Consider the following 25,779-nt stretch of genomic DNA (forward strand, 5'->3'; position numbering starts at 1 on the left):
GTGGTCGGCAGGAACTAGCTCGTCAATGCTGACGAACTCCATAGTGGACTGGGTTTGGGGGCGGTCTTTTAACATGCCCCATTATAAAAAGTCCCCGCACGAGGGCGAGGACTTTGTCAGCAGTCTGGAACGGCCAGCAATTTGCTGGCCGTTTTTTTATGGATGGGAAATCAACGGGCAATAACTTGTCTACACTTACCTTCTAAACAGAATAAACAGGGGTAGATGATGGCATTTGTGTCGCGAAATCTGTTGGCAACGATTTGTGGTTTGGTAATCTGTGGAGGGGCTGTGATGGCGGGGCCGGATAGAGTAACCGGGGTGGCGGGCACCACCCGTTCCGAAGTGATTGCCCGTCAGGGCATGGTGGCCACCAGCCAGCCGTTGGCTACTCAGGTGGGGCTGGATATTCTCAAACAGGGCGGCAATGCCATTGATGCGGCGATTGCTGCCAATGCGGCGTTGGGGCTGATGGAACCCACCGGCTGCGGTATTGGCGGCGATCTGTATGCCATTGTCTGGTCAGCCAAAGACAAAAAACTCTATGGCCTGAACGCCAGTGGCCGTTCGCCTCAGGGCCTCAGTTACCAACAATTGCGCACGGAATTGGACAAACTGGGCCGCGACGATTTGCCTCCCTATGGCTTGTTGCCCATCTCGGTTCCCGGCGCTGTGGATGGCTGGTTCCAGTTGCACAACAAATTTGGCCAGATGCCTATGGCCAGTATCTTGTCGCCAGCCATTGAATACGCGGAGCAAGGCTTCCCGGTCAGTGAATTAATCGCCCACTACTGGCAACTCAGTGTGCCGCGTTTGCAGGATCAACCCGGTGCCTTTAAACGCACATTTACCCTTGATGGCCGTGCACCGGTAACGGGTGAGTTGTTCCGCAACCCGGATTTGGCCAGCACTTATCGCTTGTTGGCAGAGCAGGGGCGGGATGCGTTTTACCAGGGGGAGATCGCCGAGCGCATCGACCGCTTTATGCGCCACCATGGTGGTTACTTGCGCAAGGAAGATTTGCAAAATCACCGCTCTGACTGGGTGGAGCCGGTATCGGTGAACTACCGCGGTTACGATGTGTGGGAATTGCCCCCCAATGGCCAGGGGATTGCGGCTTTGCAGATGCTCAATATTTTGGAAGCCTACGATCTGAAAAGTCTCGGCCATAACAGTCCGGAATTGTTGCATCTGATGGTGGAGGCCAAAAAGCTGGCGTTTGAAGACCGAGCCAAATTCTACGCAGACAGCACATTCAACGAGTTGCCGCTGCAAGGTCTTATCTCCAAAAAGTACGCGGCCGAACGCCGCAAGCTGATTGGCGAAAGGGCGGCTAAGCGAGTGGATGCAGGCAATCCCAATCTCTATCAGGGGGATACAATTTACCTCACTACCGCCGATTCAGAGGGCAATATGGTATCGCTGATTCAGAGCAACTACCGGGGAATGGGTTCCGGTGTGGTGGTGCCTGGCCTGGGGTTTGGCTTTCAGGATCGTGGCCAACTGTTTTCCATGGACCCAAAACACGCCAACTCTTACGAACCGGGCAAACGTCCGTTCCACACCATTATTCCCGCCTTTGTGACAAAAGCGGGAAAGCCATTAATCAGTTTCGGCTTGATGGGTGGCGGCATGCAGCCTCAGGGGCATGTGCAAGTGTTGGTAAACATGATCGACTTCGGTATGAACTTGCAGGAGGCAGGTGACGCCGCTCGCTGGCAGCACTTTGGTTCTACCGAGCCTACGGACAGCAGTGAGGCGTACCTGGTGGATGGTGGGCAGCTTGCGGTTGAATCCGGCGTGCCTTACCAGACCGTGCGTGAACTGATGGAGAAGGGCCATAAGGTGAGATACGACCGAGGTGGCTACGGCGGTTACCAGGCGATTCGTTACGACAGGGAGAAGGGGGTGTATTTCGGTGCCTCTGAATCCCGCAAGGATGGTCAGGCGGCGGGGTACTGAGCGGACTTATCGCTTTTGTCACCCTGAGGAGCGCAGCGACGTGAGGGTCTCACAGGCTGAAATTTGAGATCCTCACGTCGCTGCGCTCCTCAGGATGACTGTGGTAGTTGGTTTTGCGTAGAGAGTTAAAACGGCCACGCACTGTGGCTACGCGCCACTGTGAAGATATAGGCAAAGCATAGCGCCGCCGCGACCGCGGCCCAGAGTTTGCCGCGTTTGATTGCCACCGTGCCAAAGCCGATATAGGCCAACAGGCCGATTACTTTGGCAGTGAGCCAGTGATGCACAAACGGGTATTGTTGAATAGTAGCAGCCAGATAGATGGCGCAGCCGAGCAACAGGGTATCGTTGATGTGGGGAAGGGTTTTTACCCAGCGGTTTTGCAGTAGCGAGGATTGTTTACTGGCCCACCAGGCGCGAATCAGAAAAAAGGAAATGCTGATAATCGCGAAGGTGATATGGGCGTGTTTGATATGGAGATAAGACAATGCGTTGAGCTTTTGTAGGGTGGATTAGCCGCAGGCGTAATCCACCGGTTTTTTATGTATTGCTTTGCGGTGGATTACGTCGCTGCGCGACTAATCCACCCTACGATTTGGGGTTTTGCTATTTCCCCAATTCATCTTTCAACTGCTGCAAATAAGCCTGCAGTTTACGGGTATTTTCCGGGCCGCTGCGAATCAGCTGTTTTTGCACTTGCGACAGGGCTTCCAGATTTTTGTCTTTAAAACTGTAGTGCACCGACTCCAACACCAGCTCTGGCGGCTCCTCAAAGGAGGGTGTAGAGAGCAGTTGATCGATGGCTTCCAGCAGTGTCCCCTCATAGGTTCGATCCGGGTAGCCTTGTTCACCGAAAGCCTGCTCCATCAATGGCTGTAGTTGCTTCAGAGCTTGTGCCATTTGCTCCGGTTCCACGGCCACCAATTCATTCACCAGGCTGTCGTAGCGGCGGTAGTTCTGTGTGGAAAGCGTCAGCGTCTGGCCCTGTTTGTCAGCAACAAATTTGCCACTGGGAGCGCTGACCGGAAGAAATTTTTGCAACAGTTGGCCGCGGCTGATGCCATCGGTAACGGCAGTGGCACGACGCACCAGATTGTCCGTTTGCAACCACTTGTTGTTAATGGTGCCTTCACCCAGCTGCGCCAGCGCCTCGCGCACAAAGCTGTCGCTGTTGTCCAGATTGGGCAGTTGTACGGGCTCTGGTTGTGGTACCTCAACGGGTGTTTCTACCACGGTTGGTGGTGTGGGTTCTGGTTCCACTTCTGGTGTTGCCACTTTTTTCGGAATGATTTGCTCTGCTTGCTCGACCATGGGCTCCGGCGCCTCTGTAACAGGCTCTGGCGCAGGTTCCGGAGTACGGCTCGCCCACCAGCCGCCCAGTGCCAACACGCCGATAGCAATGACCAGAATAATGGCTTGGGTACCGCGATTGCGGGGCTTGTCAGAGGGATAGTAATAAGACTGCTCGTTGCGTTCGTCGGGCGCTGGGGTCATGGTTTGTCTCCGGGTAATTCTCAAGGGCCATGATAATTCAATACAGTGCAGAAATAATGGATTTGCCTATAATGGCTGAAAATACTGCGAGCCTGTGCGAATAGTGAGCGAGCCTGTTGACGATAAAATCCAGCGTAACCAGTTGTCGGATATTTACCGGCGCCACTGGGGGCGGTTGTGTGCTTACGTGCGCGCCCAGTTTGGCTCTGGTCCGCCCGACCCGGAAGACGTGGTTCAGCAGGTATTTGAAAAGTTTGCCAGCCTGGATAACGCACATCAGGTGCGCAGCCCCAAGGCGTTCCTCAACCGCATGGCACACAATGTGGTGATTTCCGAAAAACGTCGTCAGGCCACTCGTCATCAGTACGCGGAATCTGCTCGGCAAGAAGATGTTGACTCCGGGGGTTACGATTTGAACCCCGAACGCGTCTTTATAGCAGAGGAGCAGTTTTCCATGGTCCAACAAGCCATTGCCCAGATGCCAGAAAAGCGCCGCCGGATTCTATTGATGAACCGGGTGCACGGCCTTTCCTATGCGGAAATTGCCCGCCAGCTGGGAGTTTCCGGCACAGCCATCAAAAAACAGATGTACAAGGCAATTCGTGAACTGGACGCCGTTGTACAGCAACAACATTCAGAGGAAGGAACGCAGTCATGAGTGAAAGGGACATCAGAGATCAGGTGTATTACTGGGTAACGGAAATGTCATCCGGCAGCGTGGATGCGGACACCATTGCCCGTTTTGATGCCTGGTACGCTGCCGATAAACGTCATGCCAAAGCCTATGATGAGGTAGAAGGACTGTTCTTTGGGCTGGCGGATGTGCCTGGCCTGGATGGTATGGCTGCACTGCAGCCCACCGTTGCCGAGCACCCCGAAAAGCCCGTCGAATCGGGATTGCTGAGCTGGTTGAAGTTGCCAGCGATGTGGGGCGCTGTTGCCGCCTGCCTGCTGGTGGCCGTGGTGGTATTGTTGCAACCCTTTACAGATACTCAACCGGAATCCTTGCAATACAGCTCGCCGGTGGCGGAAAGTCGCGAAATTCCCCTGGATGACGGCAGTAAAGTGACTTTGGGGGCGAGCAGTAAAATTCAGGTGGATTACAGCTCGGATGAACGTCGCATCACACTGATTCGAGGGCAGGCGTTTTTTAATGTCGCCAAGCAGGCGAATCGACCTTTTGTAGTTCATACGGGCAATACCAGCGCCACAGCCGTGGGTACACGCTTTGATGTGCGCCGCGGGGTCACAGAAACTGCTGTCGCTGTGGAGGAGGGGCTGGTGGATACCCGCCACCAAAACTCTGAACCGTTGCGTCTGTCTGCCGGGCAGCAGGTGATGGTGTCCACAGATGCGGGAATGGGTGATGTGCAAGCGCTTGATCAAGTAGGCCAGTGGCGCGAAGGGCGGCTGGCTTACGTCAATGTGAAACTGGTTGAAATGATTGCCGATGCCAATCGTTACCATCCGAGTAATATTATTCTGGCCTCTGACGAAATTGCCGATCTGACCCTGACGGCTGTGTTCCGCAGTGATCAAATTGACGCCATGCTGGAAACCCTGACTCAGGTGTTTCCCATCAAAACCGTTACCGGTGCCGATGGCTCCATTCTGGTGATGCCTCGCCGAGATGATGAGTAAATAATTATTGAAAGGGGGTTACGATTTGGTAACCCCGTGCGTCTACCCTTCGCAAACACAAAAAATGTGTCACCAGACGCAAACAAAATGAGGGGTAAGTAAATGACATTCCTGACAAAACCACTAACACGAAAAATCGCTGCACACAGCCTGCTGTTGTCCGGGGCATTGAGCCTGCCGGTGTTGGCCCAAGGTGCCGAGTTTGATATTCGTGCCCAAAGTCTGGACAAGGCTCTGGCGCAACTTTCCAGCCAGGCAGATATGCCTATTGTGGCACCGCAGAATCTGCTTTCTGGCAAAAGTGCTGAGTCACTGTCGGGCTCTATGTCCACAGAACAGGCACTGGATACTCTGCTGAAAGGCAGTGGTTTGACTTACAACAAAACTGGCAGCGGGCAAATTGTGATCGTTCCAGTTGCCGCAGAAAGCGAATCTGGCGATGCAAGCGATGATGCCGCGTTAAACGAAGCGGACGAAGAAGTCATTGTTACTGGTTCAGCGTTGATTAAAGACCCCGGCCAGGTAACTAAAAATGTAATTTCGTTTAGCCGCGATAAAATTGAACTCAGTGGCGCGACTTCTCTGGAAGAACTTTTGCGCCGTGTGCCGCAAAATGTAAATGCAGCCACCGAAACCGCTTCGGCTTTTGCCGGTAACTTTGGTGGTGCCCGCAATGTGTTCGGCGCTTCCGGTATTAACCTTCGTGGCCTGGGTGAAGCTGCAACGTTGATCCTGATTGACGGTCGTCGTACCGCTGGTGGCGGTATTTTGGGTAATGCGGTGGACATTACCAATATTCCTCTGGCACAGGTTGAACGCGTCGATATATTGTTTGATGGCGCTTCTTCGATCTATGGTGCGGATGCCATTGGCGGCGTGGTAAACATTATTACCCGCAAAGACTACGAAGGTGGCACCGCCTTGGTAGAATATCAGGGTATCGAAGACGGTGGCACATCCCAATCCCGTGTGGTGCTGACCAAATCCTTTTCCTGGGATACGGGTAATCTCGGCATTAATTACAGCTACGAGGGCCGCTCCGCACTTTCCGGCGAAGAGCGCCCGAACTTGCGCTTCCAAGCCTTTGGCAGTGGAATTTCTGGCGCTGCAGGCGCATTGCCGGTTACTGACCCAGCAAGTATCGCTTCCACCAGAACCCAATTCTTCCCCGTTCGGCGGTCATTACCTCTGTTTTACGTGGCACCGGATGGCACACGCTTTCAAGCCACAGAGCTACAGATAACGCCTTTTGGTAGCCTGAGAGTTGTAGATATAACCCCTGACCCTTCGTGGACACCGGTGTTTAATGCGCAATTTCCTGGAGATGGCCAGGATTTAACTTTACAGAATGCGGTTATTGGCGTGGGCGCTGGCGATCCTCCCACGGATGGACGCAATTTGATACCGGCGCGCACGGATCACAGCATTCGCTTTAACCTCAACCAGGAGTTGTGGGGCGAGACAGAACTGTTTGCCTCGGTTGCTTACGGTACCAGTAAATCCTTCGCCAGTGTTACCCAACAAGAGCTGACAGTGGGCAGCCAGCCCTTAATCGTAGAAAACTTTATGGGAGTGGTTAACCCCGATAACCCCTTTCTTGTGCAGTACCAGACAAATGTTGCCCTGCCGGGGCTGCCAAATCAGACAACGTCTACTGGCAGAACCAGCGTTGATGTAAATTTTGGACTCAAAGGTGAGTTGGGTGACGGTTGGCAATGGGAAGTAGGGGCACTGTACTCTGAGCTGGAAAACGATGGCAAAATTCAAAATGAACTGGTAAGTGGCATAAGAACTTTCCTTGAGTTCCCCACCAGAAATACCATTAATATCTTTGATCCGGTTACCCAAATGATTGCGCCGAGAGAGATACAGGGCAATTACAGTATCTCCACCGGGCAATCGTTTTTGGGTGAGAGCCGTGAAACCTTTATGGCGGATTTCCTGAGCCCGGAACAACCCATTTTTGCCAAAAACAACATTCGTGAAATACAGACTACTGTTCAGGGCCCATTGCTCGAACTGCCAGCTGGTAACCTGAACGCGCTTTTCCGTCTTGGTTACAAAGAGGAAGAACAGGAAACTTTGATTATTTCGGCGGTTAACCGAATTGTGGTTGAGCCGGGCCTGTTTGGTCGCCCTTTTGAAAGCAATGCTATTGAATCTCTGGGTACTGAAGAAACCACCTTCCTGGCAGCGGAATTTTTTGTGCCATTGGTGACGGATGTTCCCGGCGTAGCAGACCTGTCTTTGTCGTTGTCCGGTCGTGTTGATGACGTTAACTACTTTGACGATAACACCAGCAATTATGGCTACGGCTTGAACTGGACGATAAACGAAGAATTAAAAATACAGCTTAATCGCAGTGATGCCTTTAATGCCCCGGATTTTGGCGCATTTGCAGCACCTGTTTTTTTGGATCATAACATATCGACGACTCCCTTCTTTTTGGGGGCGACGGAAGATTTTTCACGGAGCTATATCGCCAGTTTTATTACCGGCGGCAATCAGGATTTGTTGCCACTGGAGTCCACCTCTAATTCAGTGTCCCTGCAATACACTCCACGTTGGCTGGAAGGCTTCAATGCCAAAATTACCTGGCATAAAGAACGCTTGAGAAACGAATTCAGTAACCCAGTGAGGCAGGCGATTCAGTCGTTGGATTTCACGACCTTGCCTACAGAAGATTTTCTCGCGCTTTACCCGAATCTGACGGTTGGCAACTACGAGCCTTTTCGCTGTGAAGCGGGGCAGATGGAGATTGATGTGGATGGTATTGTGCTGCCCTGTATTAATGGTAGTGCCTTCAACCTTGAAGGGCGCACAGAAGCGCACTTTATATTTGATCAGCGGGTAACCAATGGCCAGTCCACCAATTCCAGTGGTGTGGATGTTCGTCTCAGCTACTTTACCGACACCGACTACGGCTCTTTTGATGTGCTGGTGGATTATGCACGCCAAAATACTATGGAGCGTCGGGCCATTAATGCCGAAGGCCCCATTGTTGCAGGTGGGTTTAATGGTGCTGATCAGGAGGATGCTCTGGCTAACCAGTTTGTTGATATTGTTGGCAGCACTCCTTCAGGCACCCGTTTTGTGGCAGTACCGGAAGATCGTTTGAGTGCTACGGTGAGTTGGGAAAAAGATGGCCTTAGATTGTCTCTAAATGGCCGTTATGTATCAGATGTCAGCAGCGATCGCTTGGTGGATATCAGTGCCTTTGACCCGACAACATCGGATTTGGTGTTGCAGACCACCACGGTATCCCAGGATCCGATCTTTGACCTGACTGCGATTTATGACTTCAATGAAATGGAAAATGCGCCAGCACTGCTAAAGAATGCCCGGCTTAGGCTGAGCCTGCCAGACATTACAAGTGCTGAAACCACCCGCTCTGTTTCGCCCACATTGCCAACAGACCAGCTGGCGCCATTGGTGCCTCAGTTTGTTAGCTCGTTTGGCCGAACTTACACATTGTCATTGGAGAAAACCTTCTAACCTCAGTACCAAGGCTGCTGAAAAGGGAACCCGATACGGGTTCCCTTTTGAGTTTCTGGGGTTTGAAAATGTAAAGTTTTGTATTTTTGTTTTTTTGGGAGATCAGTATGAAAGTTATTCATTTAATACGTCATTCGGCGCTCGCCCTGTGCATTGTTTTTATTAGTGGTTTCAGCGCTGTATCTGTTGCTGAAAATGAAGTGTCAGGTAAAGCTAAATTTGCCCAAAACTATCAAGCTTCGGCGCAACAACTGTTAAGAACAAAAGTGCGTTTGCAAGACTTTCGCAAAAAGCTGCCTATGGCCAAAGATCCTCAGGAAAAAGCCACCCTGAAAGCAGTGATCGAACAGTTTTCCAATGGCGCTGAGGTTCCTGTGGAACAGCTCAACAATGCAATTGCCACGTTTGAAAATCACAATGGCCAATTTTCTGATGAAGTGATGGATGCCATGATACTGATCAGTGCCTGTGCCTTGTTGGCTGAAGGTGAAACTCAGGCAATAGCCAAGCCGTACTTGCCGAAAGTGCAGGACGCCACACTCACAAAAGCCGCCCTGGCGCGTATTGAAGATCGTTTATCTGGCTTTTCCAGTGATATTAATTTTTACCAAAGTGTGTCGGATTTTTTGCGGGACTATAGATTCATCAATCGGTTATTCGATACCGCCCACAGCAGTCATTTAAAAGACGGTATTGCGGGTAGCGGCACATGGAATATCAACGATTTTGTTACTGCCAGCGACGAACATCGCCCGCTGGTTAAAGCCCAGGTACACAAGTTCAGCGATTACTACCTGAAGCGTTATGACCAGCCAGAAATCGTTAAACAGATGTCAGACTCAGAAAAGCTCAACCTGTGGCGTATGCGCGGTTCACGCTACCATGTGGATTATCTGGATATTGGTATGACATTACCGGAGCTGGCGTTCAACGGTTTGGATGGGAATGCTCATACTACCGACCAGTATCGTGGCAACTTTCTGTTGCTGGATTTCTGGACCACCACCTGTGGCCCCTGTAAAAAAGCCATGCCTGATAAAGATGCCCTGGTAAAACAGATGAAGGCGCAGAGCAAGGCTTTTCAATTGGTGAGTATTGCCTGCGATGAAGATATTGACGATGTGCATCTCTATCGTGAAGAAGATTTTCCCATGGACTGGACAAACTGGCACTTCCCCGCAAATACACAGCATGGAGAATCGTTGGCCATTAGAGCCTATCCCACCTACATTCTGGTTTCTCCGCAAGGAGAAATTCTTGAGACAGGCAATGACTTTGATGCCATGGCTAAAATAGTCCGGGATAGTCTGAAATGAGCAATAAGATGAAGAATATTAGAAATCAGAAAAAAACATTGAGCCTTTCGGCACTGGTGATTGCGGCCTTGCTGTCAGGATGCAATGAAGACAGTAAGCAAATGGCTGCGAAAGGTGAGCACGGCGACCATTCCCCGGAAAACGCTTCGCAAGACAATAAGGCCATCAACCTGAAATGGACGAAAAGTGATACCTTGACCATCAGGAAAAAAATGATCGGCACGCTGACTAGAATTGAGCGCGCTGAAACTGACCAACAGCGCGCCCGTGAACAAAGTGAGCTGGATAAACTGAAAAGTGAATTCGATGGGCTGTTGCCTGCGGTTCGTCAGGCAGTTGACTATGTGCAAAACCATCCCGGTGATCTCAGTGATCAGACTATGGATGCCATGATGCTGATAATGGCTGCTGCCAGGGTGGCAGAAGGTGAGGTGAAAGCACTCGCCGGTGGTTCTGTTGGCGCTGTTGAACAGCTGCTGCTGACAGAAGCAGGCAGTACTCGCCTTATGGAGCGAAGTGTTGATATTGACAATGATCTGTTCGATCTTGAAACGATCGCTTCCTATTCCGAAGACACTGCCTTTCTGGACACTCTGTTCGTCACCATCGATAACAAAAGACTCAAGGATGCCATGGTGGTTTCCGCTACCTGGAACCTGAACAGATTTGTTTCAGGCACTCCCGCGCAACGGCAGGCCTACCGAATTCGCAATCACCTGTACACTGATTATTACCTTGCTGAGTATGGCGCTCCGGAAAAGGTAGAAGCGATGTCTGAAAAAGCTCGCCGGGATTATTGGATTGTTCGCGGTGCTCGTTTTCATGTCGACAACCTGGATATTGGCGATACCGTGCCGGAACTGGAGGTGACAGACCTGCAAGGCCAGCCAGTTGCCGCCGCTGACCATAGCAATAAATGGCGTATCCTGGATTTCTGGACAACTGATTGTGCTTTTTGCAAAAAAGCAATGCCAGATAAACTGGTTTTGGTGAATGAATTGCCAAAAGATCAATTTGAATACATCAGTATTGCCTGTGATCAGGAAGCGGAAGATGTGCTGCTCTACCAGGAAGAAGACTTTGCCATGCCCTGGACGAACTGGCACCTGCCTGCTGAAACCGAGCGGGGCTTTTCTTGGGCAATTCGCAGTTACCCAACCTATTTTATTGTGTCCCCGGATGGCAAGATTATGAAAAAAAGCAGTCACTTCCCATCAATTTCTGCAGCGATGGAAGGGTATTTAAAAGAATAGCCATAAACCTCAGAAAGCAGCGCAAAAAAAACGCCAGCAAAAAAGCTGGCGTTTTTTTTAATCTCTGGTCATCCCCGCGTTGTACGGCTATGCCTCAGCCTTGCGGCTGCCCAAATTAAAAATTTGTCGCGGGGGTGACGTCGTTCAGGTTACTTCCCGTAACCCTCCGGTAATTCCAGCCCGGTGTGCTTGGCAATAAACGCCCACATATCGGAATATTCCTCGATGGTTTTGTGGGTGGGTTTGCCAGAGCCATGGCCGGCGTTGCTTTCAATGCGAATTAACATTGGCTTGTCGCCTGTGTAAGCGTGTTGCATAGCGGCGATGTATTTAAAGCTGTGCCCCGGTACAACCCGGTCGTCGGTATCTGCGGTGTTTACCATAACCGCCGGGTAGTCCAGATCGGCAGCGTTGTGGTATGGCGAGTATTTGATCTGTGCGGCAAATTCATCCGGATTGGCGGAGTTGCCATAATCATCCACCCAGTAGCGACCAGCGGTAAACTGGTTGAAGCGCAGCATATCCATTACGCCCACAGTGGGCAGGGCGGCGGCGTACAGTTCCGGACGCTGGTTGATGGTGGCACCAATCAGCAAGCCGCCGTTGGAACGGCCGTAGCTGGCCAGGTGTTCCGGGCTGGTGTAGCCCTCTTTGATCAGGTATTCGGCACCGGCGTGGAAATCATCGAACACATTCTGCTTGTTCAGTTTGGTGCCCGCTTTGTGCCATTTTTCTCCGTACTCACCGCCACCGCGCAAATTGCACACCGCGTAGATGCCACCCATTTCCATCCAGGCGAGGTTTGCCACTGAAAAGCGTGGTTTAAGGGAGATGTTGAAACCGCCATAGCCATAGATCAGGGTAGGGTTTTTGCCATCCAGCTCAACGCCTTTTTTGTGGCTGATGATCATGGGGATTTTGGTGCCATCTTTGGACGGGTAGAACACTTGTTTGGACTCGTAATCGTCCGGATTGAAAGCCAGTTCAGGCTGCTTCCACAAGGTGCTTTCACCGGTTTCTACGTTGTAGCGGTAGATGGTGCCAGGGCGGGTGTAGCCAGAGAAACTGTAGAAGGTCTCCGGCTCTTCGGCCTTGCCACCAAAACCGCTGGCAGAGCCAATACCTGGCAGCTCAACCGTGCCGGCGGGCTTGCCATCCATGTCGAACAGGCGCACTTCAGTAAGGGCGTCTTTCAGGTATTGGGCGATAAACTTGCCACCGACCAGGCTGAGGCCATCCAGGTTCAGGTCCTGTTCCGGAATTACCTCAACCCAGTTTTCCTCCGTTGGATTGTCCAGATCGATCATTACCACGCGACGCAAAGGTGCATTGTGGGTGGTGACGAAGTAGAGCTTGCTGCCGGCTGAGTGCACCAATCCCCAGGCATAATCAAAGTTATCGATCAGGGTCACGGGCGCCGCATCGGGCTTGGTGCGGTCAATATACTGCACTCGATAACGACGGTCCGTACCGGTACGGGTGTAGATCAACAGATAGCGGTTGTCATCGGTCAGTGATGGCGAGAAACCCCACTCTGGCTCGTCTTTGTTCTCGAAAATCACCACGTCTTCGCTCTGGGGGGTGCCCAGCTTGTGGAAATAGACTTTCTGGAAGTGGTTCAGGCTCTGGAAGTCCGCGCCGCTTTCGGGGATTGGGAAACGGCTGTAGTAAAAGCCGGATTCGTCTTCCAGCCAGTTGACGCCAAAGCCGTATTTGGTGCCGAGGATTTCGTCGTCCAGTACCTTGCCGCTGTCCACATCGAGGATTTTCCCGGTGCGCCAGTCGGAACCATCTTCCTGAATGCCATAAGCGATGTACTTGCCGCTGGGGCTGTAATTCACCTCTGCCAGAGCGGTGGTGCCATCGTCAGACCAGGTGTTGGGGTCCATCACCAACGTTGGCTCGTCGTCCAGGCTGGTCATTTGGTAGACCGGGCTCTGGTTCTGCAGTCCGGAGTTCATGCGCAGGAAGTAGCGGTCACCTTTTTTAGTGGGCATCCCCACTTTGGCGTAATCCCACAGTTGGGTCATGCGCTGTTCAATTTGCTTGCGCTCAGGCATGGACTGCAGGTAGTCGTTGGTGACAGCGTTTTGTTCTTTTACCCACTGAGCCACTTGCGGGTTGTCGCGAACATCATCTTCCAGCCAGCGGTAGGGGTCTGCCACCTTGGTGCCGTGGTAGTCGTCCACAACGGTTTCATCCCGCTTGCTGTCCGGGTAGGTAAACGCCGATTTGGCAGCAGGGGCTTGTTGGTCGCCGCCGGAACAGGCGGTGAGTGTGGCTACCACGGTCAGGCCAACCAATGGTGCCAATAGCTTGCGGGACATACCTCTCTCCTCAGTTTTTAGTCGTAATCTGTACAAATAACCGAGGGAGCCTATTGTTTTTGGAATAAATAGGCAAGGTATTGACTAATTTTGAGAATTTTTAAAGGTTATATTGGGAATTGTGTAGTTTTTGTTTTGATTGATTGGCAAATAATGCCTATTTATTCTTATTGGAAAACTGCCGCTGCACAATATGCTGGATCAGCGCCTCCTGGGCAGCGGTTTCTTCTTCGGTAAAGTTGATGCGCAGGTGGAAGGAGTGCTCGGAATCATCGGCGTTTATTTCGCAGGCAACCACTTCGCCGTTGATCACCAGGTGAGTGTTGGCGGGTTTGAGGGTGATGTTGAGTCGCAATTTCTGGCCCACCGGCAAGCGTTCATCGCCACTGAAGGCAATGCCACAGCCACTGATGTTTACTTCGGTGTCCCGTTGCTGGTGCTCTACCACCAGGCGCTCGTCGCCAATAATTTCATCGGTGAGCACTTCAATTTTCTGGTTGAGTAGCCCCAGCACTTTGGCGGTGGTTGGGTTTTCACGCCACATGACGTTGATTAACCCATTCAGCTCGCGATCAATTTTGGCGAGCACATGGGCTGCGGTAATTCCTACATCCTGAGCATTGTTGGCGGTGTCGTTGGCGGCATCGTCCAGCAGGCTGTAGCTCAGGCCAATGGTGTCGTTGATGCGGAAATAGCGGCGGCGTTCGGTTTGGCTCACGGTTGTTCTCTTTTGTGTTTTCTGGTGGTGGATTACGCCTTCGGCTAATCCCCCCTACATTGGTTATAAATTTGCGTAGGGTGGATTAGTCGCGAAGCGACGTAATCCACCACAAATTCAGCTACAACAAATCTTCCAAAGCACTGATGTCTTCCTGGCTGATGCCATCGTCCACCTGCAGGCTTTGGAACAGGCTGCTGGCACCCTGGTTCAGGGTTTTCAGACTTTCGGTGACATTACTGTTTAGACCCTGGCGAATAATTAGCTCAACCCGGCGATTTTGGGCGCGGTTGCCCTGGCTGTCGTTTTTGGCCACGGGTTTGGTGTCGCCGTAGCCGGTTACCCGAAAGCGCTTGTGATCCACCACGCGGTTTTTCTGTAATTCGTGGTTTACCGCCAGCGCCCGTGCTGTGGACAAATCCCAATTGGAGCGGAACTGGCGTGTGGCGATGGGGATGTTGTCGGTGTGACCTTCCACGGCGATCTTGCCGCCCACGTCTTTCAGCAGGAAGCGTATTTTGTCCAGTACCGGCACAAAGGCGGGGTTGATATCGGCGGAGCCGGAGGGGAACGACCCCTGTTCGAGGATGCGGATAGTGATATTGCGCCCGGCGCTGTTTACTTCTACCTTGCCCGCCTTGATTTCTTCATCCAGGGCTTCGGCAATGCGCTTGGCGTCTGCTTCGGTTTGCTGAATCAGTTTTTTCAGCTGTTCGATCAGGGCTTTGCGGGCTTCATCCGCTTTCAATTCTTCTTCTGTTTGGGCGTCCTGCTCGCCGCCTTCTCCCTCGCCCTTGCCTTTACCCTTGTCGCCTTCATCCACTTCGCCCTGGCCTTTGCCTTTTTCCGATTCGCCTTCTTCCTTGCTGCGAATGTCCAGGGTATTGCGGTTCGAATCCACGGTTTTTTGCCGCACCACGTTTTCCACTGTGGGGTCGTCCGGGCGGGCGGGGCTGAATTCACGGGCGATAATGCTGGTGCCTTTGGGAATGTCTTTGACGTTGACTTCGTTTTGCACGCCAAAGGCGTCTTTCATGGAACCGGCCACTTGCTTGTACTTCTGCACGTCCATTTCTGAGAAGGACAGCAGCAGTACAAAGAAGCACATCAGCAGTGACATCAAATCGGCGAAGGTCGCCAGCCAGGCAGGGAGGCCTCCGGGGGCTTCGTCGTCGTCAGAATCTTCAAATTCGATCATGCTGTTGAGAACCAGTAGGGCGGCAAATCAGGCCGCGCTTTCCTCAGCTTCCAGCTCCCGCTTGGATGGATCCAGATAGGCTTTCAGCGTGGATTCAATCACCCGCGGATTCTGGCCTTCCTGAATACCCATTACCCCGTCGATGCACATGGCCATCACTCGGCCTTCTTCGGTTTTGCGCAGGGTGAGTTTGTCGGCGATGGGGCTGGCGAACATATTGGCGATCATGGCGCCGTACAGGGTGGTGAGCAGCGCCACCGCCATGGCGGGGCCAATGGCTTTGGGGTCGTCCATATTGCCGAGCATTTTTACCAGGCCGATCAGGGTGCCGATCATTCCCATAGCGGGGGCTACGTCAGCGGTGGCTTCAAATACTTTGGCACCCCAGGTGTGGCGGTCGATGGTTTGCTTCATTTCCTTCATCATCACAGTCCTAACCAGATTGGCGTCGTGACCATCCACCAGCATTTTGATGCCGTCATCGAGGAATTTGTTGCTGATTTCCTGGCCGTCCAGAGCGATCAAGCCTTCTTTGCGGGCGATTTTTGCCAACTCGACAATCTGAGGTATCAGTTCTTCCGGTTTTTCCAGCTTGAAAATAAAGGCCCGCATGGCCACCTTGAAGGCCATCAGGTATTCCTTGAGGTTGAACTTCATCAACACCACAAGGATGGTGCCAACCGCCACAATCAAAATAGATGCCGTATCCACAAACGCCATAATGTCGGCGTCTTCACCAGCAAGCATTGCTGCAATAATTGTTGCTGTGGCGCCCAAAAGCCCGAGCAGAGTTGCCAGATCCACAGGATACTCCTTTATTGATAACCTACTGAAATAAATAGGTTTCTATTCTTGTTATCGATAGTTTTAGCCGATGGTAGCAGGGCGAACTCAAAAGGCGCCACAAGCGTGGCTGCGTTTTGAGCAGCAGTCGACTTTTACGGCTTTGCTCTCCGTTATCGTCTGCCAGGGAGATTACTTTAGGTTGTTCTGCATTTTGTTATCACAGGCGGAGCATTTGAATTCGATCAGTGTCCTACTCTTACACATTCGCGACGGTTGCTGATCAAAAAACGGCCAACCTGATAGCGGGTGGCAAAGTGCCGTGGTAGTCTCTGCCCGGTTTAAAAGGGTATTTGCTGAACAGCCGTGCCCACTGTTTATAGATCGATACACTGTGTTCGGAGAAATCCATGAAAATTCTGGTAGCGGTAAAACGCGTGATTGACTACAACGTCAAGGCCCGCGCCAAGCCTGACGGCTCGGCGGTGGATCTGGCCAATGTAAAAATGGCCATCAACCCGTTTTGTGAAATTGCGGTGGAAGAAGCGGTGCGCCTGAAAGAAAAAGGCATCGCTACAGAAGTAGTCACCGTCTCTATTGGCCCCCAGCAGTCTCAGGAGCAGCTTCGCACTTCTCTGGCCCTGGGCGCTGATCGCGGCATTCTGATTCAAACCGACGCCGAGCTGGAACCCCTGGCGGTAGCCAAGTGCCTGAAAGCGGTATGCGATAAAGAGCAGCCAGACATTGTACTGCTGGGCAAACAGGCCATCGATGGCGACAACAACCAGACTGGCCAGATGTTGGCGGCCATCAGCGGCTACCCGCAAGGCACCTTTGCCAGTGTGCTGGAAGTGGCCGATGGCGCTGTGGAAGTAACTCGAGAGGTGGATGGCGGCCTGCAAACCCTGAAACTCAACTTGCCCGCTATTGTGACTACCGACTTGCGCCTTAACGAGCCTCGTTATGCGTCACTGCCCAATATTATGAAAGCCAAGAGCAAGCCCATGGACACTACCAGCCCGGACGAACTGGGTGTGGATGTGACGCCACGCACCAAGGTGCTGAAAGTAGCACCACCAGCCCAGCGTGAGGCGGGCGTTAAGGTGGCCGATGTGGCGGAACTGTTGGACAAACTGAAAAACGAGGCGAAGGTGATCTGATGAGCGTACTGGTAATTGCAGAACACGATAACAACACCCTCAACCCAGCCACTTTGAATGCGGTGGCTGCGGCTCAGGCCATTGGCGGTGATATAGAAGTACTGGTAGCGGGCAGTGGCTGTGACGCTGTTGCTCAGCAGGCGGCGCAAGTGGCCGCGGTCAAAAGGGTACGTGTAGCTGATAACAGCGCCTATGATCACCAATTGGCAGAGAATGTCGCCCCGCTGGTGACGCAATTGGTGGAAGACTCCGCTGGTGGCTACAGTCACGTACTGGCTGCGGCTACCACTACGGGTAAAAACCTGATTCCCCGCGCCGCGGCACTGTTGGACATGCAGGCCATTTCCGACATCAGTGCGGTAGAGAGCCCCGACACTTTCCAGCGTCCCATCTACGCGGGCAACATTATTGCCACCGTACAGAGCAGTGATTCAGTGAAACTGCTCACCGTACGCGCTACCGCCTTCGACCCGGTTGAGGCCAGTGGCGGCAGCGCTTCCGTGGAAGCGGTAGATGGCGCTCACGACAGCGGCTTGTCCAGCTTTGTGCGTGAAGATGTGGCGGAGTCCGATCGTCCGGAACTGACCGCTGCCAAGGTGGTGATCTCCGGTGGTCGCGGTATGCAGAACGGTGACAACTTCGACATGCTGTACCGCATTGCCGACAAGTTGGGTGCCGCTGTGGGTGCTTCTCGCGCCGCTGTGGATGCGGGCTTTGTACCCAACGATATGCAGGTGGGTCAGACTGGCAAGATCGTCGCCCCCGAACTGTATATCGCTGTGGGTATCTCCGGCGCTATCCAGCACCTGGCAGGTATGAAAGACAGCAAAGTGATTGTCGCTATCAACAAGGACGAAGAAGCCCCTATCTTCCAGGTGGCGGATTACGGCCTGGTGGCGGATTTGTTTGCAGCATTGCCGGAGTTGGAAGGTCAGCTTTAATAATGTCCCGTCATTGCGAGGAGCGCAGCGACGCGGCAATCTCGCTAAGCCCACTGCCAGCCTGATAAAGATTGCCGCGTCGCCCTTTGGGCTCCTCGCAATGACGAGTAACAACCAAAAAGGCCCGCGATATCAGTATTGCGGGCCTTTTTGATTGCGAGCAGACTAGCAGCGTTACTCGTCACAGAATTCCTTAATCTGCTTATTCGCTTCATCCAGATACTGCTGGCGCTCATCGTCAGACATCATACGGCGCTCGCCGGTTTCCGGGTCTTCGATTCTCAGGCGCGGGTAATTTTCCAGGTTCCACAGGTTCTTTTTCGCCTGCTCACAGTGTTCCGGGTTCTTGCGGCTCGGAGGGGGTTCTACCTCTGCCGGGGGGGCAACGGCTTGTTGCTGTTGTTCCGGGGCCGGTTGCGGTTGTCTGTCGGCTTTTTTGGAAATATCTACCGAGGTTCCCTTGCGGCCAACTACTTTCACTTTTTCCGCTTTTTGTCCCGCTGGCGGGTGAGAGGAATAGTGAACGACGCCGTTTTTGTCCGTCCATTTATAAATGACTTCTTTGGCCTGCAAACCGGGGGAAAGCAGCATGACAATTGCTAAAATCCATGCACTGGAGAGTATTTTCATTGTTTTGCTCCTTCAATGGTGACCGTATTGTACGCCAGTCAATGGTGCTGAAAACTGTGCACAGGTCATAAAACCGTCTTTTGTGATTATAGATGGTTTTATCGCAATTGGTTGTTTTTGCTCGTTATTGGCCTATCATGTCTGCTATCCAAACTACGGGACACCCTATGGACAACCACAGCGACCGCGATAACCGGGAACCAACGGTGGAAGCAGAGACGAATACACCGCCGAAAACACAGGACGATTCCTCGCAAAATCTCGCCCAGGAGCTGGAACAGGCATTGCCAGTTCAGGAGCACGAAGAGGAAGAGACCGTGGACGGTCGTCCGGTACGGCGCCGCGGTATTTACCTGCTGCCCAATCTGCTGACTACCGGCGCCTTGTTCAGTGGCTTTTACGCCATATTGGCGGGTATGAATGGCCACTTTGAGATGGCCGCTATCGCCATTTTTGTGGCCATGGTGTTCGATGGCCTGGATGGTCGGGTAGCCCGCCTTACCAATACTCAGAGCGCTTTTGGGGTTCAGTACGACAGCTTGTCCGACATGGTGTCTTTTGGTGTGGCACCGGCGGTGGTGTCGTTCAGCTGGGGGCTCAATGAGCTGGGTAAGCTGGGCTGGGCAGTGGCATTTATCTACGTGTCTTGTGCAGCACTGCGACTGGCACGCTTCAACACCCAGGTGGGTACTGTGGATAGCCGATTCTTTATCGGCCTGGCGAGCCCAGCCGCAGCGGCTTTGGTGGCTGCCATGGTGTGGGCTGGGCACGATACTGACATCGGTGTGGGCCTGGCGCTGGTAGCGGCCATTATTACGGGTGTGGCGGGTATTTTGATGGTGTTGAACGTCAAGTATCACAGCTTTAAAGGGCTCGACCTCCGTGGCAGGGTGCCTTTTGTGATGATCCTGATTGCCGTGTTCGTGTTTGTGGTGGTTTCTATCGATCCGCCCAAAATGCTGCTGTTGCTGGGCCTGGCCTATGCGGCTTCCGGGCCGGTTGCGCAGATTGTACGGCGGCTGCGACGGCAGCCTTGATGTTGTACTTGCACTGCCGCTGAAAAACTGCTCAAATTCAGCGCATATCCAGCACAGCGAATGACAGTGAATACTACCTTTATTCAACACAGTAACCGATTCGGCCAGGTTCCCAACCTGGCTGGTGCTGTGCTATCCCCGCTTATTCTCCTTCTGCCTTAATTTCAGGCAGAAGGCTCCCGAATACCCGCTTTATCCGCTCTCCACAGAGCAACCCCGTAAAATCAGTAACCCAGATATAGTTAGAGAGGCAGCAATGAGTAAGGATCGTTTGGTTATCTTCGATACCACCCTGCGCGATGGCGAGCAGAGCCCCGGTGCATCCATGACAAAAGAGGAGAAGCTCCAGGTTGCCCGCACTCTTGAAAAACTGGGTGTCGATGTCATCGAAGCGGGCTTTGCCATTGCCAGCCCCGGCGATTTTGACGCGGTGCGCTCCATTGCCGAGCTGGTAAAAGACAGCACCGTGTGCAGCCTGTCGCGAGCGGTGCGGGCGGATATCGAACGCGCCGGTGAGGCTGTGAAAGTGGCTAACTCCGGCCGCATCCACACCTTTATTGCCACCTCACCCATCCACATGAAGTACAAGCTGCAGATGGAGCCGGATCAGGTAGTGGAGCAGGCTGTTAACGCGGTAAAAATGGCCCGCAACCTGATTGATGATGTGGAATTTTCTCTGGAAGATGCCAGCCGCTCGGAATTTGACTTTATGTGTCGCATTACCGAAGCGGTGATCGCTGCCGGTGCCCGCACCATCAATGTGCCGGATACCGTTGGTTACGGTACGCCAGAGGAATACGGCGATGTCATTGGCCGCATGATCGCCAATATCCCCAATTCCGATCAGGCGATTTTCTCTGTTCACTGCCACAACGACCTGGGCCTGGCGGTGGCCAACTCGTTGTCTGCGGTTCACCAGGGTGCTCGCCAGGTGGAGTGCACCATCAACGGTTTGGGTGAGCGTGCCGGCAATGCTTCCCTGGAAGAAATTGTCATGGCCATTCGTACCCGCCAGGATCTGTACCCGGTACAGACCGGCATTCGTACCGAAAACATCGTGCCCGCATCGAAACTGGTGTCTGCCATTACCGGCTTCCCGGTGCAGCCCAATAAGGCCATCGTTGGTGCTAATGCCTTCTCCCACGAATCCGGCATTCACCAGGATGGTGTGCTCAAGCACCGGGAAACCTACGAAATCATGAAGGCTGAGGATGTAGGCTGGAACACCAACAAGCTGGTGTTGGGCAAACTGTCCGGTCGGGCGGCGTTTTCCTCTCGCCTGGATGAGTTGGGCATCGGCTTTGATACCAAGGAAGAACTCAACGACGCCTTTGCCCGTTTCAAACTGCTGGCGGACAAGAAGCGGGAAATTTACGACGACGACCTGCGCAAGCTGGTATCGGAAATGCACAACGAACATCCCCCGCTCGATACCGAGGGCCATGTGTTCAAGCTGGTGACCATGGACGTGGATTCCCGTATGGGTGAAACCCCTGTGGCCCATATGGTGATTAAGGAAGACGGCATCGAACACGACCTGAAAGGGGAGGGCAACGGCCCGGTGGATGCGGTGTTTAAAGCCATCGAAGGCCTGGCCAACAGCGGTTGCGAGCTGGAGCTGTACAACGTTAATGCGGTGACTGCCGGTACCGAATCCCAGGCGGAAGTAAAAGTGTCTCTTAACAAGGGCGATCGCAAGGTAAATGGCTCCGGTGCCGACCTGGATATTCTGGTGGCCAGCGCCAAGGCCTATATCAATGCCCTTAATGCCCTGGGGCGGGAAGAGCGCACTAACCCTCATATTGGCGCGGTGTAAACTGTGCTGCAGCGGGACTATTTATTAAAGAACCTGGGAATCGTGCAATACGTTCCCAGGGAATTTATGGTTCCGCAAACTCCTTCACCTCAAGCGTCAGAAACAGTATCGGAAACAGATGTAGAGTCAGTTGTGGCTCGGCCTGCAACGCCGAAAAAGCCGCCCATCGGCCTGAAAGCCCCAGAGCCCAGCACAACGCCTGCGCCGGTACAAAAGCCGGAAACCAGCGCCAATTCAGTGAACGAGGATGCAGAGCCCCTGCGCTTTGCCATCTGCCACTGGCTGGTTGGCGATACTCTGGTGTTCAGTGCCCTGGACTACGATCAGAACCCACCCCAGAACCAGCACCAGCTACTCGCCAATATCTTGCGCGCCATCGGTCGTTTGAATTCATCGCTTGCGGAGCCGGAACTGGTGCAATGGCCGTTGGTGACGAATGCCCCCGGCGGCGAGCAGGAAGCCAAAGCCATGTTCAGCTCGTTGCTGCGTGGCCGTGTGGAACAAAGCAATTGCAATCTGGTATTGGTGATGGGGCAGCGGGCTGGCCAATTCCTGTTGCCTGAGGAACAGCGCGATCCAAACCGCTATCCACTGTCCGAACAGTGCCAACTGGTGGTTACGCCCGGCCTGGATGAGATGCTGGCGGATGGAGCCACTAAGCGTATTACCTGGGACTTGTTGCGCACTTTGGTTAGTAACGCGAACCAGTGAGCGATGCGACCATACGCCCCATGGAGTTGGGGGATATTGAAGCGGTAACCGCCATTGAGGCGCAGGTATCCCCACACCCCTGGAACCGCACTCAATTCCAACAAAGTTTGGGCAGTTCTCATCGCTGTTGGGTGTTGGAGTCCAGCGGCCAGGTGATAGGCTATTACCTGTATTCGCTGGTGGTTGGCGAAGCAGAAATTCTCAATATTGCGGTGGCGCCGCAACGGCAAGGTGCAGGCTTGGGGCGCTTGCTGCTGGATCACTGTTTGCTGGAAGCGGCCAAAAAAGCCCGCATGATTTTTCTGGAAGTACGTGCCAGCAACTTTGCCGCTATCCATCTTTATCTGGACAGTGGTTTCAATCAGATTGGTGAGCGCCGCGACTATTACCGAACCGCCAAAGGCAGTGAAGATGCACTGATGATGGCAAAGGAGTTGGTGTGACTAAGCAGGTAAAACTGACTATTCCGGGCAAACTGCTGTTATTGGATTTACTGGGGGTGGTGCTGATCGGTTTTGGTTTGTACATGAAACTGACCAAAACACCCGGTAGCCTGCCAATATTGTTGATTGTGCTTGGCGCTGCTCTGACGCTGCCGCTGATTATTTTTATTGTTAAACAAGCGGGCAGCAAAAAAGCTCGTGGTATAAAGGGCATTATTAAATAAGGAGCGCACTATGGAATTGGACCTCGCCTATTGGCACTGGTTGATCTTTGGCATCGCACTGGTTGCCGCAGAAATCTTTTTACCCAGCTTTACCATCCTCTGGTTTGGCCTCGGTGCCATTGTTGTGGGGCTGATCAAGGCGGTGGCGCCGGAAATGGAGTTTGCCACAGAGCTGTTGATCTGGTTGGTGGCTTCCTGTGCCTTTACCGTATTCTGGTTTAAATATTTCAAACCCCGGATGGCCGACCGCACTACCGCTGGCATCAGCGCCGAGGCGGTGGTGGGTGAAACCGGCCATGTGATTCGCGCTCCGGTAGAGGGCAATCGTGGACAGGTGCGCTTTGCCACACCGGTACTTGGGAACGATGAGTGGGAATTTATCTGCGAGCAAGATGTTGAGGTGGGAGATCGGGTATCCATAACCCGTATTTCCGGAAACACATTAGTAGTGTCCAAGAAATAACTTTAATTGGAGTAATAAAACATGGATTCAATCATTACCCTTGGTATTGGCGTTGTCTTTTTATTTATTGTTTTAACCAGCGGCATAAAAACCGTTCCACAGGGAATGAAATATGTGGTGCAACGGCTGGGGAAATACCACAAAACCCTGCCGCCGGGCTTGAACTTTATCGTGCCTTTTTTTGATGCTGTGGCCTACAAGGTAACCACCAAGGATATCGTTCTGGATATTCCCTCTCAGGAAGTGATTACCCGCGACAATGCCGTCATCATTGCCAACGCGGTGGCCTATATCAATATTGTGACTCCTGAAAAAGCAGTGTACGGCATCGAAAACTACGAGATTGCTATTCAAACTCTGGTGCAGACTTCGCTGCGTTCCATTATCGGTGAGATGGACCTGGACGATGCCCTGTCGTCTCGCGATCAGATCAAGGCCAAACTGAAAGGTGCGATTTCCGACGATATTGCCGACTGGGGTATTACCCTGAAAACCGTAGAAATTCAGGACATCAACCCGTCGACCACCATGCAGAAGGCGATGGAAGAGCAGGCCGCTGCCGAACGTGAGCGCCGTGCCACGGTAACCCGTGCAGACGGTGAAAAAGAAGCCGCTATTCTGGAAGCCGACGGCCGCTTGGAAGCCTCACGCCGTGATGCCAAGGCAAAAGTGGTGTTGGCGGAAGCCACCAAAGAAGCGGTGGAGCGTGTTGCCTCTGCGGTTCAGGATAAAGAACTGCCGGTGATGTACCTGCTGGGTGATAAATACGTAGACGCTATTCAAGATATGTCAGCGTCGGAGAATGCCAAAACTATTGTGTTGCCAGCGGATATTCCTGCGGCGGTACGGGGGATTATGGGGGGGAGATAAAATCTTTGAGTTGACTCGTAGCCCGGGTAGAGCGTAGCGGAACCCGGGAAACAGCGACCTTGAAAACTCTGTTCACCTTCTGTCCCGGGTTCCGCTACGCTCTACCCGGGCTACAGGATTAATGTTAATCCAGCCTACGGTTGCGGGAGTTTTTCAATCAACATCGCCAATTCCTGCTCCGCTTGTTTTAACTCACCGTTTTCCAACAGTGCAATAATTTCTTCCACTTGCGTTTCAGTTTCACTGTCCACTTGCAGGGCACTTCCAGTGACAACCACTTCTTCGTCCAATTGACTCTCTACATCAGCAACCTCAAAAATTTGATCCGACTCCTGTCTGGATAAGCGCCGCTCGCGCAATTCCGCAGCCACTTGCGGTGATGTCAGAGCTTCTTTTTTACGGGTTTGAGCGACTTGTGGTGCGCTGGCCGACACGGGTGTTGGCTCCACAACCGCTAAATCCGCAAATCGCGCTGCTTGCGGCTCAGACGATATTTGCGTCTGCTGATAGAGCATCACATTAAACCCCACAGAGGTCGCCAGCAGCAGGCAGGCAGCCGCCGCTACCGGTGTGCTCCAGCGTCGCCAGCCGGAGTATTTCACGACAGTGGCGGTGGGTTTGCGCTCAGCGGCCAGATCCGCATTGGCGGCGGCCAGGATTTTGTCGTCCAGGTCGCGAGTATTCATGGTTTCCTCCCGGCTCTGCTGATAGAGCTCGGAAATGGCTTTGTCGTGTTCATGTTCGTGTTCAGGCATCGCAGTATGCCTCCATACCTTGTTGCAATTTCTTGATGGCGTAGCGCAGTCGGCTTTTGGCCGCTTCCAGGCTGCAGTCAATCAACCGGGCGATCTCCGGTACTGTAAAGCCCGCTTCTTCTTTTAGCAGAAAAACTTCCCGTTGTTCTGTGGGCAGGGTTTTTAACAGCGCCAGCAGGCGTTGCACCTGCTGATGGTTGGCAGATTCCCCCTGAGGGTCTGAGGCGGCTAACAAAGGTTGCGTCTCATCCCATTCCATCATCGGCTGACGCTGTTGGCTGCGGTAGTGATCCAACAGCCGGTTGCGGGCAATGGTGTACAGCCAGGTTTTAAAGCTCGCGGTGGGGCGGTAGCGCAACCGGGCTTTGATCACCTTCATCCATATATCCTGGAACAGTTCTTCCGCCGCAGAGTCGCCCACCTGACGCCACAGAAAGCGCAGCAGCGAATCCTTGTGGTGGCGGTAGAGCTGCTCAAAGGCGGTTCCATCGCCTTCCTGCCAGGCTCGCATCAGTGCGTGGTCGTCCATAGATACCCCCAGT

Annotated in this window: 24 protein-coding genes; 15 read left to right on the plus strand and 9 right to left on the minus strand. The window is 53.0% G+C overall.

From position 1 onward, the window contains the following. Positions 1 to 294: 294 nt before the first annotated feature. Complete coding sequence (gene ggt, locus QSV34_RS11480; protein WP_289154849.1) at positions 295 to 1,962, plus strand: gamma-glutamyltransferase; 1,668 nt, start codon at positions 295 to 297, stop codon at positions 1,960 to 1,962. A 125-nt stretch (positions 1,963 to 2,087) separates the two neighbouring features. Here ggt and QSV34_RS11485 read toward each other — a convergent pair whose 3' ends face one another. Further along, positions 2,088 to 2,450, minus strand: coding sequence for a SirB2 family protein (locus QSV34_RS11485; RefSeq protein WP_289154851.1), 363 nt, complete (start codon positions 2,448 to 2,450; stop codon positions 2,088 to 2,090). 118 nt (positions 2,451 to 2,568) lie between these two features. After that, positions 2,569 to 3,456 (minus strand): DUF3014 domain-containing protein, encoded by an 888-nt coding sequence (locus QSV34_RS11490; RefSeq protein WP_289154853.1) that lies wholly within the window; start codon positions 3,454 to 3,456, stop codon positions 2,569 to 2,571. 103 nt (positions 3,457 to 3,559) lie between these two features. On the opposite strand from QSV34_RS11490, the gene QSV34_RS11495 reads away from it, so the two are divergent. From QSV34_RS11495 to QSV34_RS11515, 5 genes are all read left to right on the plus strand, one after another. Continuing rightward, a complete protein-coding gene (locus tag QSV34_RS11495; protein WP_289154855.1) occupies positions 3,560 to 4,114 on the plus strand; it encodes an RNA polymerase sigma factor in 555 nt (184 codons plus the stop codon). After that, entirely contained in the window at positions 4,111 to 5,097 is a 987-nt protein-coding gene (locus QSV34_RS11500; protein WP_289154857.1) for a FecR family protein, read from the plus strand. The genes QSV34_RS11495 and QSV34_RS11500 overlap by 4 nt, the downstream gene beginning before the upstream one ends. Before the next feature lie 102 nt (positions 5,098 to 5,199). Beyond that, positions 5,200 to 8,592, plus strand: a complete 3,393-nt coding sequence (locus QSV34_RS11505) for a TonB-dependent receptor plug domain-containing protein (RefSeq protein WP_289154858.1) — start codon at positions 5,200 to 5,202, stop codon at positions 8,590 to 8,592. 107 nt (positions 8,593 to 8,699) lie between these two features. Further along, positions 8,700 to 9,908, plus strand: a complete 1,209-nt coding sequence (locus QSV34_RS11510; RefSeq protein ID WP_289154859.1) for a TlpA family protein disulfide reductase — start codon at positions 8,700 to 8,702, stop codon at positions 9,906 to 9,908. Continuing rightward, positions 9,905 to 11,161, plus strand: a complete 1,257-nt coding sequence (locus tag QSV34_RS11515) for a TlpA family protein disulfide reductase (protein WP_289154860.1) — start codon at positions 9,905 to 9,907, stop codon at positions 11,159 to 11,161. The genes QSV34_RS11510 and QSV34_RS11515 overlap by 4 nt, the downstream gene beginning before the upstream one ends. Before the next feature lie 149 nt (positions 11,162 to 11,310). Here the strand turns inward: QSV34_RS11515 and QSV34_RS11520 are convergent, their stop codons facing one another. From QSV34_RS11520 to pomA, 4 genes are all read right to left on the minus strand, one after another. Next, positions 11,311 to 13,488 carry a prolyl oligopeptidase family serine peptidase gene (locus tag QSV34_RS11520; RefSeq protein WP_289154861.1) on the minus strand — a complete coding sequence of 726 codons (2,178 nt, stop codon included), beginning with the start codon at positions 13,486 to 13,488 and terminating at the stop codon, positions 11,311 to 11,313. Between the two features lie 157 nt (positions 13,489 to 13,645). Next, positions 13,646 to 14,206: a PilZ domain-containing protein gene (locus QSV34_RS11525; protein ID WP_289154862.1), complete on the minus strand. Its 561-nt coding sequence runs from the start codon at positions 14,204 to 14,206 to the stop codon at positions 13,646 to 13,648. Between the two features lie 121 nt (positions 14,207 to 14,327). Beyond that, the gene (locus tag QSV34_RS11530) at positions 14,328 to 15,404 is read right to left on the minus strand and encodes a flagellar motor protein MotB (RefSeq protein ID WP_289154863.1); all 1,077 of its coding nucleotides are present in this window, start codon (positions 15,402 to 15,404) and stop codon (positions 14,328 to 14,330) included. A 27-nt stretch (positions 15,405 to 15,431) separates the two neighbouring features. Then, positions 15,432 to 16,208: a flagellar motor protein PomA gene (pomA, locus tag QSV34_RS11535; protein WP_289154868.1), complete on the minus strand. Its 777-nt coding sequence runs from the start codon at positions 16,206 to 16,208 to the stop codon at positions 15,432 to 15,434. Positions 16,209 to 16,597: 389 nt separating this feature from the next. Here pomA and QSV34_RS11540 point away from each other — a divergent pair, with 389 nt between their 5' ends. Together QSV34_RS11540 and QSV34_RS11545 are read left to right on the plus strand one after the other, a co-directional pair. Next, complete coding sequence (locus tag QSV34_RS11540; RefSeq protein WP_289154870.1) at positions 16,598 to 17,347, plus strand: electron transfer flavoprotein subunit beta/FixA family protein; 750 nt, start codon at positions 16,598 to 16,600, stop codon at positions 17,345 to 17,347. Beyond that, positions 17,347 to 18,288: an FAD-binding protein gene (locus tag QSV34_RS11545; RefSeq protein WP_289154871.1), complete on the plus strand. Its 942-nt coding sequence runs from the start codon at positions 17,347 to 17,349 to the stop codon at positions 18,286 to 18,288. Before QSV34_RS11540 ends, QSV34_RS11545 begins: the two co-directional genes overlap by 1 nt. Positions 18,289 to 18,462: 174 nt before the next feature. Here the strand turns inward: QSV34_RS11545 and QSV34_RS11550 are convergent, their stop codons facing one another. Continuing rightward, the gene (locus tag QSV34_RS11550) at positions 18,463 to 18,918 is read right to left on the minus strand and encodes a DUF4124 domain-containing protein (RefSeq protein WP_289154873.1); all 456 of its coding nucleotides are present in this window, start codon (positions 18,916 to 18,918) and stop codon (positions 18,463 to 18,465) included. A gap of 167 nt (positions 18,919 to 19,085) precedes the next feature. Here QSV34_RS11550 and pssA point away from each other — a divergent pair, with 167 nt between their 5' ends. The 7 genes from pssA to QSV34_RS11585 all read left to right on the plus strand — a co-directional run bounded on the left by pssA (position 19,086) and on the right by QSV34_RS11585 (position 24,482). After that, positions 19,086 to 19,955 carry a CDP-diacylglycerol--serine O-phosphatidyltransferase gene (pssA, locus tag QSV34_RS11555; protein WP_289154875.1) on the plus strand — a complete coding sequence of 290 codons (870 nt, stop codon included), beginning with the start codon at positions 19,086 to 19,088 and terminating at the stop codon, positions 19,953 to 19,955. A gap of 256 nt (positions 19,956 to 20,211) precedes the next feature. Beyond that, entirely contained in the window at positions 20,212 to 21,771 is a 1,560-nt protein-coding gene (locus QSV34_RS11560) for a 2-isopropylmalate synthase (protein WP_289154877.1), read from the plus strand. Between the two features lie 132 nt (positions 21,772 to 21,903). Next, positions 21,904 to 22,482: a hypothetical protein gene (locus QSV34_RS11565; protein ID WP_289154879.1), complete on the plus strand. Its 579-nt coding sequence runs from the start codon at positions 21,904 to 21,906 to the stop codon at positions 22,480 to 22,482. Beyond that, positions 22,479 to 22,925 (plus strand): ribosomal protein S18-alanine N-acetyltransferase, encoded by a 447-nt coding sequence (gene rimI, locus QSV34_RS11570; RefSeq protein WP_289154881.1) that lies wholly within the window; start codon positions 22,479 to 22,481, stop codon positions 22,923 to 22,925. The genes QSV34_RS11565 and rimI overlap by 4 nt, the downstream gene beginning before the upstream one ends. Then, positions 22,922 to 23,149 (plus strand): hypothetical protein, encoded by a 228-nt coding sequence (locus tag QSV34_RS11575; RefSeq protein WP_289154882.1) that lies wholly within the window; start codon positions 22,922 to 22,924, stop codon positions 23,147 to 23,149. Before rimI ends, QSV34_RS11575 begins: the two co-directional genes overlap by 4 nt. A 10-nt stretch (positions 23,150 to 23,159) precedes the next feature. Further along, complete coding sequence (locus QSV34_RS11580) at positions 23,160 to 23,612, plus strand: NfeD family protein (RefSeq protein ID WP_289154884.1); 453 nt, start codon at positions 23,160 to 23,162, stop codon at positions 23,610 to 23,612. A gap of 21 nt (positions 23,613 to 23,633) precedes the next feature. Continuing rightward, complete coding sequence (locus QSV34_RS11585; protein WP_289154886.1) at positions 23,634 to 24,482, plus strand: SPFH domain-containing protein; 849 nt, start codon at positions 23,634 to 23,636, stop codon at positions 24,480 to 24,482. 134 nt (positions 24,483 to 24,616) lie between these two features. Here QSV34_RS11585 and QSV34_RS11590 read toward each other — a convergent pair whose 3' ends face one another. Continuing rightward, the gene (locus tag QSV34_RS11590; protein ID WP_289154887.1) at positions 24,617 to 25,237 is read right to left on the minus strand and encodes a hypothetical protein; all 621 of its coding nucleotides are present in this window, start codon (positions 25,235 to 25,237) and stop codon (positions 24,617 to 24,619) included. Next, on the minus strand, positions 25,230 to 25,766 hold the full coding sequence (locus tag QSV34_RS11595) for a sigma-70 family RNA polymerase sigma factor (RefSeq protein WP_289154889.1): 537 nt from the start codon (positions 25,764 to 25,766) through the stop codon (positions 25,230 to 25,232). Before QSV34_RS11595 ends, QSV34_RS11590 begins: the two co-directional genes overlap by 8 nt. Between the last annotated feature and the right edge of the window lie 13 nt (positions 25,767 to 25,779).

Source organism: Porticoccus sp. W117, from assembly GCF_030341905.1.
In the GTDB taxonomy this organism is placed as follows: domain Bacteria; phylum Pseudomonadota; class Gammaproteobacteria; order Pseudomonadales; family Porticoccaceae; genus SCSIO-12696.

Excerpts from the sequence above, each read along its gene's own strand:
- ggt (WP_289154849.1), top strand. The coding sequence starts at position 295 with ATGGCGGGGCCGGATAGAGTAACCGGGGTGGCGGGCACCACCCGTTCC.
- QSV34_RS11490 (WP_289154853.1), bottom strand. The coding sequence starts at position 3,456 with ATGACCCCAGCGCCCGACGAACGCAACGAGCAGTCTTATTACTATCCC.
- QSV34_RS11500 (WP_289154857.1), top strand. The coding sequence starts at position 4,111 with ATGAGTGAAAGGGACATCAGAGATCAGGTGTATTACTGGGTAACGGAA.
- QSV34_RS11505 (WP_289154858.1), top strand. The coding sequence starts at position 5,200 with ATGACATTCCTGACAAAACCACTAACACGAAAAATCGCTGCACACAGC.
- QSV34_RS11510 (WP_289154859.1), top strand. The coding sequence starts at position 8,700 with ATGAAAGTTATTCATTTAATACGTCATTCGGCGCTCGCCCTGTGCATT.
- QSV34_RS11515 (WP_289154860.1), top strand. The coding sequence starts at position 9,905 with ATGAGCAATAAGATGAAGAATATTAGAAATCAGAAAAAAACATTGAGC.
- QSV34_RS11520 (WP_289154861.1), bottom strand. The coding sequence starts at position 13,488 with ATGTCCCGCAAGCTATTGGCACCATTGGTTGGCCTGACCGTGGTAGCC.
- QSV34_RS11530 (WP_289154863.1), bottom strand. The coding sequence starts at position 15,404 with ATGATCGAATTTGAAGATTCTGACGACGACGAAGCCCCCGGAGGCCTC.
- QSV34_RS11540 (WP_289154870.1), top strand. The coding sequence starts at position 16,598 with ATGAAAATTCTGGTAGCGGTAAAACGCGTGATTGACTACAACGTCAAG.
- QSV34_RS11545 (WP_289154871.1), top strand. The coding sequence starts at position 17,347 with ATGAGCGTACTGGTAATTGCAGAACACGATAACAACACCCTCAACCCA.
- QSV34_RS11550 (WP_289154873.1), bottom strand. The coding sequence starts at position 18,918 with ATGAAAATACTCTCCAGTGCATGGATTTTAGCAATTGTCATGCTGCTT.
- pssA (WP_289154875.1), top strand. The coding sequence starts at position 19,086 with ATGGACAACCACAGCGACCGCGATAACCGGGAACCAACGGTGGAAGCA.
- QSV34_RS11560 (WP_289154877.1), top strand. The coding sequence starts at position 20,212 with ATGAGTAAGGATCGTTTGGTTATCTTCGATACCACCCTGCGCGATGGC.
- QSV34_RS11580 (WP_289154884.1), top strand. The coding sequence starts at position 23,160 with ATGGAATTGGACCTCGCCTATTGGCACTGGTTGATCTTTGGCATCGCA.
- QSV34_RS11585 (WP_289154886.1), top strand. The coding sequence starts at position 23,634 with ATGGATTCAATCATTACCCTTGGTATTGGCGTTGTCTTTTTATTTATT.
- QSV34_RS11590 (WP_289154887.1), bottom strand. The coding sequence starts at position 25,237 with ATGCCTGAACACGAACATGAACACGACAAAGCCATTTCCGAGCTCTAT.
- QSV34_RS11595 (WP_289154889.1), bottom strand. The coding sequence starts at position 25,766 with ATGGACGACCACGCACTGATGCGAGCCTGGCAGGAAGGCGATGGAACC.